The sequence below is a fragment of the Mycoplasma seminis genome, assembly GCF_030718845.1.
GTDB classification, from domain to species: Bacteria; Bacillota_I; Bacilli_A; order Mycoplasmatales; family Metamycoplasmataceae; genus Mycoplasmopsis; species Mycoplasmopsis seminis.
In genome coordinates, this window is record NZ_CP132191.1 from 797846 (window position 1) to 815513 (window position 17668).

General features: G+C 29.4%; 8 protein-coding genes and 1 tRNA gene. 1 reads left to right on the top strand and 8 read right to left on the bottom strand.

From position 1 onward, the window contains the following. Window positions 1-59: 59 nt before the first annotated feature. From Q8852_RS03380 to tpiA, 3 genes are all read right to left on the bottom strand, one after another. Entirely contained in the window at window positions 60-10757 is a 10698-nt protein-coding gene (locus Q8852_RS03380; RefSeq protein WP_305937773.1) for a hypothetical protein, read from the bottom strand. A gap of 169 nt (window positions 10758-10926) precedes the next feature. Beyond that, the gene (locus tag Q8852_RS03385; protein WP_305937774.1) at window positions 10927-11934 is read right to left on the bottom strand and encodes a hypothetical protein; all 1008 of its coding nucleotides are present in this window, start codon (window positions 11932-11934) and stop codon (window positions 10927-10929) included. 9 nt (window positions 11935-11943) lie between these two features. Beyond that, the gene (tpiA, locus tag Q8852_RS03390; RefSeq protein ID WP_305937775.1) at window positions 11944-12690 is read right to left on the bottom strand and encodes a triose-phosphate isomerase; all 747 of its coding nucleotides are present in this window, start codon (window positions 12688-12690) and stop codon (window positions 11944-11946) included. 108 nt (window positions 12691-12798) lie between these two features. Between tpiA and recU the strand changes: the two genes are divergently transcribed. After that, window positions 12799-13281: a Holliday junction resolvase RecU gene (gene recU, locus Q8852_RS03395; RefSeq protein WP_305937776.1), complete on the top strand. Its 483-nt coding sequence runs from the start codon at window positions 12799-12801 to the stop codon at window positions 13279-13281. On the opposite strand, the gene Q8852_RS03400 is transcribed toward recU, so the two are convergent. The 5 genes from Q8852_RS03400 to obgE form a co-directional block, all read right to left on the bottom strand. Beyond that, window positions 13278-13574, bottom strand: a complete 297-nt coding sequence (locus Q8852_RS03400; protein WP_305937777.1) for an HU family DNA-binding protein — start codon at window positions 13572-13574, stop codon at window positions 13278-13280. The two genes, recU and Q8852_RS03400, sit on opposite strands and share 4 nt — an antisense overlap. A gap of 195 nt (window positions 13575-13769) precedes the next feature. Beyond that, window positions 13770-13860: transfer RNA gene (locus tag Q8852_RS03405), tRNA-Ser, on the bottom strand. 103 nt (window positions 13861-13963) lie between these two features. Next, entirely contained in the window at window positions 13964-15220 is a 1257-nt protein-coding gene (locus tag Q8852_RS03410) for an HNH endonuclease signature motif containing protein (RefSeq protein ID WP_305937778.1), read from the bottom strand. Beyond that, window positions 15204-16271, bottom strand: a complete 1068-nt coding sequence (locus tag Q8852_RS03415; protein WP_305937779.1) for a DNA cytosine methyltransferase — start codon at window positions 16269-16271, stop codon at window positions 15204-15206. Before Q8852_RS03415 ends, Q8852_RS03410 begins: the two co-directional genes overlap by 17 nt. Before the next feature lie 104 nt (window positions 16272-16375). Further along, the gene (gene obgE, locus Q8852_RS03420; protein WP_305937780.1) at window positions 16376-17644 is read right to left on the bottom strand and encodes a GTPase ObgE; all 1269 of its coding nucleotides are present in this window, start codon (window positions 17642-17644) and stop codon (window positions 16376-16378) included. Window positions 17645-17668 lie beyond the last annotated feature (24 nt).

Sequence of the window (17668 nt, forward strand, 5' to 3'; positions counted from 1 at the left end):
CCTAGGGCATTGGACTAAAGGTATAAGAAAACCAGCTCGAGTGAGCTGGAATTTTTGTATTACTTCTTGAATGTAAGAAGGATAATACCTGAAAGGAATGTTAATCCAGAAACAATTACTAATCATGCTCATCATGGGAAGGCTGAGTTAGTTTTGAAGTCATCCTTAATTAAACTACGAAGTAATTCAGGAGCATTTCTAAAGGCATCTGAGTTAACAAGATCTTGAATATCTTTAACATCTTGTCTTGTGATTTGTTTTGGCTCTTTACTTAAGATTGCTAAGTAGTTTGCATCTTTAAGAGCATTTACAAAGGCACTTAAGTCGCTATTTACATTAGCAGCATTATTTGTAAGAGCATTTAATTTTTCAGCATCTTTTTCTTCAATTGCTTGAATTAAGTCATTTACAAATTTTTCATTTGCTTTTAATGTTGTATTAGCTGAATTAATTGTATTAACAAGTTGTTGTGTTAAAGCATCATTTGCAGTTTGGTTTTGTAATTTTGCATTAGCTTGTGCTAAAGCGTTTTTGTTTGTTTGGAAAGCATTTTCATCTTTGTAATCTGTATTTAAGTAAGTATTTAATGCATTGTTTGCATTTAATAATTCACTTACAGCAGATGATTTAGCATTTAATTCATCCACAATAGCAGCTGGAGCAGAAGTTAATTTAGCAATTAAATCATTTGCAGCTTGTACATTTGCAGTTGTTTTATTGTTTACAGCATTAGTTAAGTTTTCAATAACAGCATTAATATTAGCGCTATTATCTGCATTTTCTTTTGCTGCATTAGCTAAGATTTCTTCAGCGGCTGCATTTGTTGTTGCAGCATTGAATGCTTCGGTGTATTTAGCTTTAGTTTCAGGGTTTAGATATTTTAATTTATCTAAAGCGTTTGCAACATAAGTTTCTTTTGCACCATCAGCATTTTTGAATTCTTCAGCTGGGAATAAATTAATTTGAGCTTCAGCACTAGTTACTTTAGCAATTACATTTTGGTTGAAGTTATTCATTTCTTCATTTGTAGGAAGACTTCCGCTTGCAAGTGCGTTATTTACAAAGTCTTGTGCTTGTTTTAATGAATTATTATATTGGTCTTGTAATGCTTGTGGAGCATTGTAAAGTTTGTTTGCATCTAAGCCCGTAGATACTTTGTTTAATAAGTCTTTAGCTTTTTGTAAGTTTTCTTCTTTAATTGCTTTTTCAAGTGCTTCAGCAGCATCATTTAATTCTTGTGTAGTTGAATTTGGATTATTATATACACCATTTGCTGTTGCAATAGCTTGAGATAAGTTATTTGATTTAGGATCAATAGCATTAGCTTGAGCTATAACTTTATCTAACTTATCTGATGCAATTGATTTAGCTAATTTTTCAGCTTCTTGTGTAAAGAAGTTTTGATCTTTAGCTTTATTATCTGGTGAATTTAAAGCATCAATTGCATTATTAAGTGCTGTTTGTAAGTTAGCATTTGGTTGATATACATCTTTAGCATTATCAATTTCTTGATATAAAGGTGTTTTAGCTGCAATGTTATCTAACTTATCAAGTTGTGCTTGTAATTCTTCATTTGTAGCAGCAGGGTTTGCTACTGTAGCATTTGCATTATTAAGAATTGTTTCTTTGAAGTAAGGTGAAGAAGTTAATTCTTGAGGTAATGCATTAATTACATTTTGAAGTTTATTACGTAATGTTTCATTTGTAAGTTTATTAGTTAAATCGGTTACATCGAAAACATTATTTGGATATGTTATAGGTTTATCCATTTCTGGAACTAAAGCAATTTGTTTATCACCTTGAGCAATAAGTTGTTGTAATGCTTCATTAGCTGGTGTTACATCTTTAGCTTGTTGTAAGGCTTCTTGTAAGCTTTCAACAGCTGGAGCAACAATTTCTTGTCTTGCTTTGTTTGCTGAAGTTGTTAAGCTATTTGCTAATGTAGCAATATCAGCAACTTTAGCTGTATCAATATTATTGTTTAATACATTGTTTGCATCTGTTAATAATTTGTCTAATTCAGCAACTTTGTTTGCAATAGCAGTAGTTTTGTCTTCAGGCATTGTAACATTATTGTTATTGCTTAATTGTTCTTTAACTGCGTTAGCCAATTTAACAGCATCTTTTAAAGTTCCAATATTAGTATTTGCGTTTGTTGCGTTATTTACTAATGTATCTAAAGCTTCTTTATTCGCAGATGTAGCTGCAGTTTGTTTTAATGCATCTTTTTGAGCTTTAGATAAGTTATCTAAAGCATCAATAGCTTTATTTGCATTAGTTAAGTTGTCATCACCATTTAATGCATTATTTGCTGTAGTAATAGCATCAATTGCATTTTGGATTTGTCCTGGATCAGTTAAATCATTAACTTTCTTAGCTAAAGCTTCAGTTAAAGCTTGTTTCTTAGTATCATCAGCAAGTTTAAAGTTATTTGAATCTTTATTTACTGCTTGTAAAGCTTTATTGTAAACATCCATTTTATCATTTACTGATTTTGCATTTTTAAGAACATTATCTAAGTTATCTAAATCAGTAGCTGAATTAATATTATCTGTAATTGTTTGTTTTTGTTCAGGAGTTAAGTTTGGATATGTTTTATCTAAGTTCTTAATTGCATCAGCTTTTTTATCTTTTAAGATTTTATCTCCATCTAAAGCAGCTTTTGCATCTTTAATTGCTTTAGTTAATTCAGCAACTTTTGCAGCTGATAAAGGGGCTTGTTCAGTATCATTTAATGCATTTGTTGCATTAGTAATTGCTGTATTATATGCACCTTGGTGTGCTGGGTCATTAATGTAATTATTTGTTTTTTGAACCTCAGGTTGTTGTTTAATTAAGTCTTTTAATGTTCCTGTGGCTGTGTTTAAGTCATTTGCAGCATCATATTGATTTTGAGCATTTGCAACATTAGTTGCATTAGCAATATCTTCTTTAGCTTTTGTTTTTTGGTTTTCAGTTAAATTACTCAATGAATCAACAGCTTTTTGAAGTTGCGCTTTCTTATCAGCTAATGCTTTAGTATTAGCAGCTTGTGCTTTAGATACTACAGCTTGTAATGCTTCGTTATTTGTTGCAACTTTAGCTTGAGATAAGAAGTTTTCTTTTTCTTCTGGTGTTAAGTTTTCAAGAGCATTAATTGTATCTTTTGCTTTCTTAATGTTTTCAGCACCATTTAAGGCCGCTGCAGCTTGTGTAAGAGCTTGTGTATCTTTTTTGATTTGTTCAGGATCAAGTTGCGTTGTTCCTTTAGCTAAATCTTGTTGATCTTTAATAGCTTTTAATGCTTTGTCGAATTCACTTTGTTTTACACTATCAGCATATTTGTAAGCTGGTGTAGTAGCTGTAGTTGCATTATCACTTGCAGCTTGGTTGAATTTTTGCATTGCATCATCTAATGATTGAGCTTTTGTAGCAATACCATCAATTGTAGCTGTATCATTTGCAGCTGAAACTTGTTCTTTTAATGCAGCTTTTTGAGCAGCTGAAAGATTCTTCATAGCATCAATTGCTTTTGTAGCTGTATCTTTAGCATTTGTAAGAACTGTGTCTCCATCTAGGTTTGTGTATCCATCTTGAATGTTTTTAATTGCTGTAGCAATTCCATCAACAGTATTATTAGCAATTAATTTATTTTCTTTATCAAGTAATGCTTTAGCAGCATTTAATGGATTATCTAATGAATCTTTATTTGTAGCATTTACATATTTAGGATCTTTATTTGTAATTTTATCTTCATATGTATTAATTGTGCTTTGTAAATCAGCAACTTTATTATTTAATGCTGTAGCTTTATCTACTATTGCTTTAACTGCAGTATCACTTGTTGCAGCTGCAACTTCAGTTTTATATGCATCAATAACAGCTTGTGAAAGGTTATTTAATTTATCTAAAGCTTTATTTGCATTTGTTTTAGCTGTTGTTAAATTACTATCACCATTTAATCCTTTAACAGCATCAGCTATAGCTTTAGCTAATTTATCTACAGCAGTTTTATCTAAGTTAGTTCCATTTGCTGCAGTAGCTGTTGTAGCAGCATTTATAGCATCAGTTAAAGCTTGTTGTTTATCAACTGAAGCATTTGTATAGTTAACATCACCTTTTCCTGCTTCTGCAGTATTTGCAGCTTGTTGTAATGCATCCATTGCATTATTTAATGCAGTAGCTGTAGCAAGAGCATCAGCAACGCCTTGAGTTGTTGTTGCATCATTAATTGCTTTTGTTGCAGCTTCTTTTTGAGCTGGGTTAAGGTGAGTTAATTTATCTAATTCAGCAAGTTTAGCTGTTTTATCTTGTTCAAGTAATTTTTCACCATTAAGAGCTGTTTTAGCATTTTCAATAGCATCTGTTAATTCTTTAACTTTTGCAGCTGATAAAGGAGCTTGTTTAGTATCATTTTTAGCTTGTGTTGCAGCATCAATAGCATTATTGTATGCAGCTTGATGTGCTGGGTCATTTACATAGTTCGATGAAGCTTTAACATTAGGCGCATCATTAATAAGAGAATTTAATGTACCCATGTTTGTATTTAATGTATTTGCATTATCATATGCGCTTTGCGCAGCTACATTATCTGCGGCAACATCAATTTGTTCAATAGCTTGTGCTTTTTGGTTTGGTGTTAAGTTTGTTAAGCTTTCAAGTTGTTTTTTAAGTTCTGCTTTTTTATTAGCTAATGCATCAGCATTGGCTTGAGTAGCATTTTTAACAACTTCATCTAATGCTTCTTTGTTATTAGTTTGAGATGCTTGTGTTTTAAAATCTTGTTTTTGTTCAGGAGTTAAGTTACTTAAAGCTTCTATAGCTTTATTAGCATTATCAAGGTTTTTTGCACCATCTAAAGCACTAGCAGCTGTTGTTAAAGCTTGTGTTTGTTGTGCGATTGTAGCAGGATCAATTTCAGCTACACCATTTTCTTGTTTTTGTTGTTCTGTAATAGCTTTTAAAGCATTATTAAATTCATTTTGTTTTGCTGTTTCAGCATATTTGTACGCTGGTGTATCAGCTGTAGTTGCGTTATCACTTGCAGCTTTATTAAATGCACCCATGTTTGTGTTTAAGGTGTCAGCTGTTGTTTTAATATCGTCAATATCTGATATTTTTGTTGCTGCATTAACTTTAGTTTTTAAAGCATCTTTTTGTGCTTTAGATAAGTTAGTTAATCCATCAATATAGTTATTAGCTTGGTTTTTAGCATTTGAAAGTTGAGTATCACCATCTAAAGCATTATATCCGTTAGCAATATTTGTTTTAGCTTTATTAATTCCATCAACAGTGTTGTTTGCAATTAATTGTCCTTTTTCATTTAATAATCCTTGAGCTGTACTTAAAGGAGTTGTAAGTGCTGTTTTATTTGTTGCATTTACATATTTAGGATCAGTATTTTCATCCACAACCTTTTGATATTTATCAATTGATTGTTTCATTTCAGCAACAGCTGTGTTTAATTTTTCAGCATTTTCAATTATATCGGCAACAGCTTGCTTGCTTGTAGCTGTAGGTAATTGATCTTTGAATGTTTTAATTACTTCTGGTGAGAGGTTACTTAATGCATCTAATGTAGTTTTAGCAGTTGTTTTGGCTTTTTCTAATTCAGCAGCTCCATCTAATTCATTTGTAGCCTTTGTAATTGCATTTTTAAGTGCTTCTACTTGTTCTTTTGTAAGAGCTGTTTGTCTTGCACCATTAGGTAATTGTTTTTCAGCATTTTCAATAGCTGTATTTAATGCTGTTTGTTTATCCGCTGAAGAATCAATGTAATTTGTTGATTTTTGTGTAGTTTCTTTAGCTGTTGCAACTGCTGAGTTTAATTCACCCATTGCTGTATTAAGTTGTTTTGCAGTTTCTACAGCTGTAGAAATTCCATCAAGAGTATTAGCATCATCAATAGCTTGTTTAGCTGCTGTAATTTGTGCAGTATTTAAGTTTTTAAGTTTATCTATTTCAGCTTTTTGAGCTGTTTTGGCTTGTGATAATCTAGAATCTCCATCTAAGTTTGTTTTTGCTGTTTCAACAGCTTGAGTTAATTTTTTAATATTTTCATTATCTAATAAATTAGGATCTTCTTTATTTTGAGCAGCTGTAAGTGCGTCTGAAAGCGCTTTAATTGCTGTATCGTATGCAGCTTTTGCTGTTTCAGAAGCATTTACATAATTTGAAGATTTTTCAACTGCAGATTTATCATTATTTGTTGTGTTTGCTGCTTGCATTGTGTTATCTAATGTAGTAGCATTTCTTTCTACAGTATTTACATCAGCAATATCTGTTTTTTCTTTTACATTTTCAATAAGTTTATCTTTTTGAGCTTTTGTTAAATTCTTAAGTGAATCAATATTTTGTATTGCAGCTGTTTTAGCATTAGCTAAAGCTTGATTTGCGGCATTAGTTGCTTCTTGAACAACATCTTCTAAAGCTTGTTTGTTTGTAGTGTTTTTTGCTTTTGCAATGTAATCTTTTCTATCTTTTTCTGGTAAGTTAGTTAAAGCATTAATGTCTTTTGTAGCTTTTTCAATGTTGTTTGCACCATTTAAAGCAGTTGCGGCATTATTTAATGCTTCAGTTTGTGAATTAATGGTTGCAGGATCCATTATTTCTGTACCATTTAATTTATTTTGTTGTTCTTGAACAGCATTATTTGCATTAGTAAAGGCTTCTTGAGTTGCTGTAGAAGAATATTTATAATTTGGTGTAGTAGCTGTGTCTTTGTATGTTTCAGCAGCTTTATTATAAGCTTCCATAGCTGTATCTAATTGTGAAGCGCCTTGTTTAATTGTAGTAATTGAAGATTCATCATTAGATTCAGATATTTGTTGGTTTAAAGATTGCTTTTGATATTCAGAAAGATTCTTCATCTTATTAATTTCTGCAGTTGCTTTTGCTTTAGCTTTTGCTAATTGATCTAATCCATTTAATTTATTATAAGCTGTATTTAATTTTTCGATTTCTTGAGTTAATTGTTCTACAGTAGAATCATTAATTAATTTATTATTATTAAATAATTTATTTGCATTTGCAATAGCATCTGTTAATACATTTTGGTTTGTAGCGTTAACATATCTAGGATCTGTATTAGAAGATACAATAGCTTGATTATTTGAAATTGCTGATAATAATTCACCAGCTTTAGCATTTAAGCTTGTAGCTTTAGTTACTACAGCATTAACATCAGAATTTGATGTTTTAGTTTTTAATTCTTCTTTGTATTTATTAATAACTTCTTGAGATAAATTATTTAATTGTCCTAAACTAGTTTCGGCAGTAGAAATAGCTTCTTGAAGTCTACTATTACCATCTAAATTAGAAACCGCATCAGTTATTTTATCTTTTAATGCATTAACTTCCTCTTTTGTAAGTGCAGCTCCATCTTTTCCTGTTGCTGTATCAGCTTCAGTTAAAGCATCTGTTAATGCTTCAGCTAATTTTTCACTAGCATTTGTGAAATTATTTGTTCCTTTTGCATCATTACCTGAAGTAATTGCATCTTTTAATTGTCCCATTGCTGTGTTTAAGTCATCAGCATTAGTTTTTGCTGTAGTAACATCATCAAGTGTTGTTGAATCATTAATTGCTTTTTGTGCAGCTTCTTTTTGAGCTGGGTTTAAATTTGTTAAGTTAGCTAAATTATTTATCGCTGTTTCTTTAGCTGCTTTAAGTTTTTCTTCACCTTTTAAAGCTGCTTTTGCTGTGTTAATTGCATCTGTATATTGTTTAACTTGTTCAGGAGTTAAATTACTATCTTGTGCTTTGATAGCATTATCTGCATTTGCAATAGCATTATTATAATCAGCTTGCTTTTCAGGATCATTTATATAATCAGAAGATTTTTTAACTTGTTCAGCATCCTTAATAAGATCTTTTAAAGTACCCATATTTGTATTAAGGCTGTCAGCATTAGTTTTTGCTGTATTAGCATCAGCAAGATTTTTAGCATTTTGGATATTTTCTTTAGCCGTTTCCTTTTGTTTATCAGTTAAATTATTTAAGCTATCGATTTGATCCTTTAATGCATCTTTTTGAGCTTGGAAAGCTTCATTATCAGCTGTTTGAGCATCTTTTAAAACTTTATCTAACGCTTCTTTATCTGCTGTAGCTGTAGCTTTATTAACTAAATTTGTTTTTTGTTCTGGCGATAAGTTAGGTAAAGCATTAATTGCATTTTCAACATCTTGAAGATTCTTAGTTCCATCTAAAGCATCATAAGCTTGATCAAGTTGACTTTGAGCTTTTTGTAATGCTTCCGCAGTAGAATCATTTGTAAGAACTAATCCATTTGGTTCTTCATTACTAAATAATCCATTTGAAGTATCATATTGATTTTTAAACGCTTGTTTTAAGTCATTTGTAGCATATTTATATTTATTATCTGTAGCATAGTTTGTGTATTTAGTTAAATCTTCTTTGAATACACCAGCTTGTGTATTTAAGTTTGTAGCTTGTTCTTTGATTTCATTAACTTTAGATATAGTTATAACTGTAGCAGCATTAATGTCATTAATATATTTAGTTTTAAGTGCACTTGAAAGATTGTTAAGTTTATTAATGTCTGCAGCGGCATTAGTTTTTGCTTCATTTAATTTTTCAATTCCATCTAAAGCGTCATATGCAGCTTTCATTTTTTGGATTTCTTTTGTAAATCGTGCAGGATCAGTAGTTTTTTTATCTAATTTACATTCAGTATCTGTAAGCTCATATGAAGATTTTACTTCGTTTAATACATCATCAAATTGTTTTTGGTTAGTAGCATTTAAATATTTAGGATCAGTAGTTTTTAAAGCCACATCTTTTTTGTATTCTGTAACCATTCTCTCAAATGCTTCTGAAACATTAACTATTTCTTTGACTTTATCAGAAAGAGTTGAACCATTATTAGTATTTTTTATAACATATTGTATAAAATGTTTTTTAACTTCTTCAGTTAAATTATTTAAATTATTAATTGTTTCTTTTGCTGTTTGTAAATTTTTTTCTCCATTTAAAGCATTAGCTGCGCTTTTTAGAGCATTATATAGCCTTGTAATTCTTACTGTAGCAAAATCCTCAGTATTAGTAACAAGAGATATTGTATGACTATCTGATACAATTGCATTCGCTGCTCTATAAGCTGTATCATAAGCTTCTTGAAGTTTTGTATCAGCATATTTATAATTATTAGTTTGAGGTCCTTGTTTGTCTAAAATTAATTTTATAAGTTCTTTAGAAGATTCAAGTTCATATTTAACATTTTTAACAGATCGTAAATCGTTCATTTTAGCTGCTGTTCAATCTTTTGCTTGGTATTTCAATGCGTTATTATCTTTTTTTCTTAAATAATCTAATGCTGCAGAAACAACGCTTTTGCTTCAAATCTCCTTATCATTACCTTTAGGTTTACCAGCATCTTTTATAGTTTGAACTAATTTAGTTTTAGCTTGATATCATTCATTACTAAAGTACATTGTTATATCATCAGTAAATTGATATGTTGGAGCATTAACGCTTAAATTATTTTCAATAAAGAAGTTTTCTGTTGAATCTGGATTGTAGTATGTTAATCCGCTTGTTGAGTTTGGTTCAAAACGCATACCAGCATCAGCATTATATGAGAAAGCATATTGTTTTGATTTATTTTCATATCCGCTTTCAGTGAATTCTTCAGTAACTTCCGGTTTGCTTCCACCGTATAAAAATTCATATTTAAATTTAGGTCTTGCAACTGTTGAAGGAATTGAACTACCATCATTAATGTGGAAGTTTAAATTTGTATTTACAAACACATCTTGATATCCAGTTCTTGTATATTTATATCCGGTAAAGTATCTTGGATCACCGCCCATTGGGGCTCAGAATGCAGAGATAAATGCTGCTCCTCCGCCACTTCCTTTTATTGTGTTTCCTGTTGCTGAATCATATAAATATGCTGAAACATCTTTAGAAACATATTTTCTTGTTTTAAAAGTAATTGTATATTTCGGCATCTTTGTATTTTGAGTATTAAATTTTGTATAAAATACAATTGCCCTTCCGATTGTATAAAAGTTATTTTTAAATCAGTCTATTGCCGCAGTCTTTTCTGGTAAATTTAAATTAGCTTTGTCTGAAATAAAATTGAAGGCAGCACCTTTATCCAAGTCAGCTAAACCATTAGAAGTTACAATTTGCTGAATATATGCTCATTCATTACCATATTTTATCGGACCTGCTACGTGGTTGCTATCTTTTGAATAAGGATATCCATATGTACCTATTAAATCTTTTGGATTGCCTTTTGGATCATTAGGCTTATATTTAAATCTCGAAAATACTTCTGAATTATCTAATTCTGAAATTTGCATATTATTAATTCAGTTGCCTTCGTCATTACCGACTGAAATATAAAATGAGCCAGGTACGAATTCTAAATCAGCAGAAAGTGCAAGCCCCATTGAATAATCAGAAGTTTGTCCAAATTGACCAGCATCAAAGACAACTGTTCAAGTTTGTTCTTCCGCATTCATAGGTGATACATTTTGTGGTAAGCCTTCAACATTATTTGGTTCACTTATAATAACTGGATTATTTGGAGAAGGTTTATAAGTACTTGGTGCTCAATTACTTTGAAAACTATTATAAAATGATTCCGGATTTCAATATTGTTGAGAACTTGGTGTTATACTTGTTCCAAAATCTGGTGAAGGAGCTGGAATATTCTCTTCAGCAGTAGTAGTTGCAGCAACAAGTGGAACTAAAGTTGCAGCTGTTGCTAATCCTGTTGAAATAAGTATTATTTTATTTTTCTTAGACATAACATATCCTTTCAATAATTTATTTATTTTTTAGTCTTAATATATATAAATATATATTAATTCTTGCTTATATTATGTATGCCTATATTATAGAATATTTTTTAAAAAACAATAATTTAGCAATAAATGTTATTGATATGCATTTTTTTATAAAAAAATAGCCGCTAGGCTACATTTCTTGTTTCTCTTTTTTAGCTTGTAAAATCTTGTCTTCTGTGCTTTCAATTTTTAAATTTGCTCACATAATAGCTTCTTCTAAAGTAACTATATTATCGGGTAATTCTTTAATGAATTTAAGTAATAAATTATATTGGGCAATTTTATTTTCAGCCATTTGTTTTAAATCTTCAACTTGAATACTTGGGTTGAATTTTGCTTTTTTATCTACTATCTTTTTGAAATTAGCTAAAGATTGTTTTTGGTTTTTAAGTAGTGAAGAATGTTTATTAATATCTTGATTTAATCCATCAAGTTTTTTAGATCTTTGCATAATAATGCTTTGATTTTTATAACAGTAATCAAGCTTTAAAACGTCATCTTTATTATAGTTAATAATATCAGTATCTATTTTTTGAAAATCTTGATCACTAAGTTTTAAGCCTTTTTTAGGAAGTGCAATTTTGTTAAAATGCAAGAAACGTAAGTAACCTAAAAAAGCTGCAGCAAAGCCTGGATCATTAAAGATATCAATATCTATACCAGCTTTTTTACTTTTAATAATTCTTTTAGTTTCAGCAAAATAATGTTGTTCACCATCATGTGGTACAACAGTTTTAAGTGAAAGTGAAATCGGTTTATTTCTACGGTATTGTGAAGCATTATAACAAGGAACATTGAATAAATGATTTAGGATTAAATTTTCCATTTGTGGATTCCATCCATAAAATTCAATTTTTTCATCAATATTTTTTAAAGTTATTTCTTCTTTAGCTAAAATTGAAAGATCATTTAAGATATTTTGTTTCAATTTAATCACATAATTTTTTGCTTTAAAATTTTTAAAAGACATTAAAGAAGATTTAATTAAGAAAGCATTTTTTGAATCATTATTTTTATACATTCCTACTGTATAACAGTAAGGAAGGAAAGGAACATCTATTTTACGAGGTATTCTTTTTAAAAAGTTATTTGTAATTGCTTCAAAGTCAATGAATACTTTGATTTTTTTCTTTTCCATGCTTTTCTCCTAATTTTTAGCTTGATAAACTTTTTTGATTATTTCAAAAAATCTTTCACTATCCAGTGCTGCTTTTCCGATTAAAAATCCATCAATATCATCTTTATTAATTAACTTAGTAACATTTTCCTCAGTTACACTTCCACCATATAAAATACGGCATTTTTTATTAACTAAACTGCGGATAAATTTAGATACCTCTTGTGCTTGACAACTTGAAGCACATTTCCCTGTTCCAGTAGCTCAAATTGGTTCATAAGCAATTACATACTTATCAGCTGGTAAATCTTTAGTTGATTCAAGTACTTGAGCTTTAATTACTTCATTAGTTAAACCTTGTTCAAATTGTTGTAAGTCTTCACCAACACAAATAATTGGAATAATACCTTGTGAAATTAGTGCTTTAGCTTTTGCATTTACTTTTGCATTAGTTTCACCATGATATATTCTACGTTCATTGTGTCCAACTATTCCATACTTAACATCTAAATCCTTTAGCATTTGTGCACTAATATCTCCAGTAAATGATCCACATGAATTACTTGAAACATTTTGAGACACTAACACAAAATGATCTAAATTTAAATTAGCAAAAGCTGGTAGAGCAATATAAGGCGCTGCAATTCCAAAATAAATATTATCTTGAAAGATTTTTTCATTAGTTAGATAAAAATCCTTAATTTTCTCAATGTAACCTTTACATTGAGAATAGGTTGTATTCATTTTTCAGTTACCAATTATTAAAATTTTATTCATCGCTACCTCTTTTATATAATTGTATATTTTTTATGATAAAACTAAACATATAAGCTGAAAAATAAAACTTTTTTTCAGTTCACCATAAGATTTTTTCATATAAATAATATGAGTAGTAAAAATCGTGGAATGTTTCTAGAAAGTGTAATTAATCAAAGTATTAAATATTATTGAGAAAACAATATTGCTTTTATTGAGAAAAAAGCAGTTCCTACTTCTTTTAGCGATTTAAAAAATATCTCGCACAATAAATTTAAAGCTTCGATTACTTTACTTAAATCTACAGTGGATTACATTGGGATGTATCAAGGTAAATTTGTAGCTTTTGAAGCTAAAAGCACTAATGAAAAAAGCTTAGATTTGTCTAATTTTCGCTTGCATCAATTGCAATATCTTAGTTTAATAAATTCACAAGGTGGAATTGCTTTTGTCATAGTATATTTTTCACTTTATAATGAATTTTATAAAATAAGTGTCGATTTCTTAAATCAAGAGTTTAAAAGTAAAAAGTCAATTTCATATGAAAAAATAAAGAAAAACTCAAGTTTTTTAAATCTTGAGTTTCCTGGCTTATTAACTATTTTTTCTTAAGCTTTAAAATCAACTAAGTCACGTAAGTATTTTGATGGTGTATATTTAACAACACGTCTTTGTGGAACTTCGATGTAATCAGGTTCGTCAGCTGTTTTCTTGAATTTGTTAGACATTGTTCTAGCAGGTTTTACAACTGTTGAGAAAATCCCTAAGTGTGATAATCTAACTTTTTCTTCCATGATTAATTGTTCTTTAAGAACAAACACCATTGCATCAAATACTTTTTCTACATCTTTTGGTGTGAATTCTGAACGTTCAGCAACTTCGTTAATGTATTCTTTTTTTGTCATTTTTTTCCTCTCGTAGGCTTATATTTTATGTTGTTTATATCTATATTATAGAACAAAAAGAAAAAAATAGTAAATAAATTTTTTATTGTGGAAATTTTCCACATTTTTTCATATTGATAAAATTTAGTTTTTTAGATATATTACTGAATGAAAAAATGTCAATAAAAAAACTAGTTGCCTAGTATTTATTTTCAATGGCGGGACAGAGAGGATTTGAACCTCCGCGGGAGTTGCCTCCCCTATAGTCTTAGCAGGACCACCTCTTCAGCCTCTTGAGTACTGCCCCATAATTTGTATATATTATATAAGATATTCGTGATTTTTAAACAGCTTTTTTAAAAAATATAATAAAAAGCATCAGCAATAATAGCTAATGCCTATAAAGATATCTAAATTTTTTCTACATCTATGTAATAGAAGTCTAATAATCTTTCTTTTGTGACAAAAGTTCAATTATTCATTGTGAGATAATTTAATAATTCATCAGTATAACTAGAAATTTGTTCACTTGTACCAAAAGTCAATAATCTATGACAAGTAGCACATAATGGTATTACATTTTCAGGCGAATCAACATTTTTTCCATTCTGTGAGCAATATAAATCAGCTGCTGAAAAGGGTAAAATATGATGTCCCTCTAAATAAATTGAATTATCTCTTTTTCTAAAAGTATCATGATGAATATAAAATTGTTCACCATTATTAAATACTGAAAATACTTTATTTTTAAAATAACATTCTTTAGCAGTTCCTAATACATACTTTTTAACAATTGCACTTCTAGCATTTTTTTCTTTAGAAGGCTTAATAATAATATTTTCATTTGCTTCATAAAATAAATTATGATTAATATCAATAGATGATAAATACTTATTAATAATATTTTCATATTCAGGGTTTAAAGTGATGTTTTTACCATCATTAAGTAAAAGTCCCATTGCAACAAACGATTGTATGCATCATGCTTTAAATTTATCACGAGCATTATCTTTCAATTCATTTAAACTATGGTTATCAGAAGATACTATAATATCATTTTCAAAGTATTCAATAAAATCATGATAAGAAACAATATCAATCAGTTTATTCTTAATAAAATCAACACTTAAAGTTTTTTTATTTTCTAGTAATACAAAAAGTATTCTAAAAGGATAAAGATGTAAGTTTATTGTTGTATCATACAATGCATTTGAAGGATATTTTACCTCTAATAATAATCTGCAAAATATATCAATCAACTTGTAATTTAATTTAGGCTCATTTGTTTGAATATATTCTTTTCAGTTAGAAAAGAAGTCTATTCCATCAAATGTAATTCTTATATATTTTTTGTCCTCTTCTTCGTATACTTGGAGTAATTTATAGAAAACTAATGATTTAACTAAATGACTATTAGTTGTTTTAGTTTCGTAATCAAAAGGCATTTTATCTAAGATGTAGTTAAATAATATTTTTCTAGTGGTTTCATTGTATTTAATCTTTTTTTCTTTATTATTGAAAAAATATTCTAATGCATAATACGAAAAGAAATTACAAATATTATTTACTGTTTTATTTACTTGTATTGGGACAATATATTGTAGTGGTGCATCAAAGACTCTTTTATTACCAGGAGCTCTTCAAAATTGATTATTTAATCTTTTCAAGACTATCTGCATTTCCTTTTAAAAATAAATAAAAGATCTTTGGTGGAACTGACTCACCCATAACTTCACGCACTAAGTTTTCAGAAGCTCATTCAGGGACTTCGAATGTATCATCTAGTCCATTCAATAAGAAAATTTCCTTAAGAGTAAGTACTCTAGCATCACTATATGTTCCATCCTCTAATAAACGACCAGGATGAACATTGTTTTGGCTTGAAATAGAACCATTAGCCATAGTTATAGTTGGAGCAGGCTTATCTCATTCCATTCTTTTATATGTTGTAGAAAAGCCTTTTATTTTATCCCCATTAGGTTTTTGTGGGTAATAAACTTCGTTTTCCATCGCACTTTTACCGGTAGGAGTATGTTTCATTCAAGTGATTTGTCTTTCACTGTGCTTTTTTGCATAATGATATTTAATATCAGAATAACAACCTGCTTCTAATGAAGGTAGAAACTCAATAGCATCTCTAACTGTTTTTGCTTTTGTTGGCTCAGGCATTTGAAATTCTTCATCACTCATTACAACTAATGCTCTTTTTCTTTCTTGTGGTGTATCAAAATCTTTTGCATTCACAGTGTAAAAATTAATATTTTTATAATATGGTTTAAGCTCTTTTAATATGTAATCAGTGATCAATATAAATTCTCCATTAACAAATATTTTTGTTTTATAAAGTTGAGCTACATTTTCAATTAAAACTAATTTAGGGTGAGTCAATTTTATGAATTCAATAACATTTGTAATCAATAAATTTCTAATATCATTTGGATCGTTCTTTCCGGCAACACTCATACCTTGACATGGAGGAGTTGCGATCAAAATATTGTTCCCTAATTCTTTATGTAATTTAATTAATTTATTAAATATTTCTGGATTAGTAATATCCCCTGAAATAGAGTTACATTTAGGATATAGAAATGAATGAAAGTCAGATCTCTTCTTTAACAATTCATTTGATAATGTAACATCCAATCCAATTTTATCTAGATAAAAAGTCCCTATTCCAGCACTTGAGAATAGCGAAGTTACTCCAGCTCTTTTTTTCATATATTCCTCCTAGTTTTTATTATTTAATTTTATCCTATTATATATATAAAATAACAATACACATAGACACTTTTAGGACTAAATGTATTGTTTGTACAGTTTTATTAATTATTTTCATCAGTTCATTCAAATTGGAATCCGTAAATTGAAACAGTATCACCAATTTCAATTCCCATACGAACTAGTTCTTCTCAAACACCCATTTTCTTAAGGATGTTATTGAAACGAACTAAGTTATCAAATGTATTAATTGGAATACGGTTGTATAATTCTTCAACTTTTTTACCTTCAACTTCAAAATATCCTTTGTATGGGTTTTTGATAACAAAATCAGGTTCATATTCGATTACTGTTTCTTCTTCATCATCTTCTTCAATTGCTTGCATATCATGTTTAGAAATCATGTCTCATAATTTAGCTTTAACTTGTTCTAAGTTTTCATGGAAGATAGCTGAAATTTTAACTACTTCAACATCTGGATATTTAGCTTTAAATTCTTGATAATGTTGTTCAAAGCATTCTAAATCTGATTTATTAGCAATAACAAGTTGTGGTTTATGTTCAAGTTTTAAATTGTATGATTTAAGTTCATTATTAATAGTTTCAAAGTCCTCAATTGGATTTTTTTCTTCTGAACCAAAGTCAATAATATGTGCAATTACTCTACAACGTTCGATATGTTTAAGGAATTGGATTCCAAGCCCTTTCCCAAGAGAAGCTCCTTTAATAAGACCAGGTAAATCTGCTACTGTAAAGGAATCATCGTGGAATTTAACCATACCAAGTTGTGGAACTAGTGTGGTGAATTCATAATCTGCTACTTTTGCTTTAGCATTAGAAATAGCATTTAAAAATGTTGATTTACCAGCTGATGGTTTACCTACAACACCAACATCACTAAGAATTTTAAGTACTATATGTGCTTCAAACTTTTCTCCAGGCATACCATTTTCACTAATTCTAGGCGCAGTGTTTTTAGCAGTTTTAAATTTAGTATTTCCTCTACCACCTTTTCCACCTTTAGCAATTAAATATGGAACATTAGCTTCAATAACATCAGCTATAAGTTTTTTACCATTATATACTAATGTCCCTACAGGTACACGGATAAAAGTGTCTTCTGCATTAGCACCATAAAGATTTTTAGGTCCACCTTTAACCCCATCTTTAGCTACAATATGTTTATTTTTATAAAAGGCTAAAAGAGTGTTTTTTCCATGGTCACCAATGAAATAAACATTTCCACCTCTTCCACCATCTCCACCATCTGGTCCACCTTTATCAACGTGGGCTTCACGACGGAATGAAACCATTCCATCTCCACCTTTTCCGGCTTGGATACTTACATAAACTTCATCTATAAATTTAGCCATATTTACTCCTTATATGTATATTTT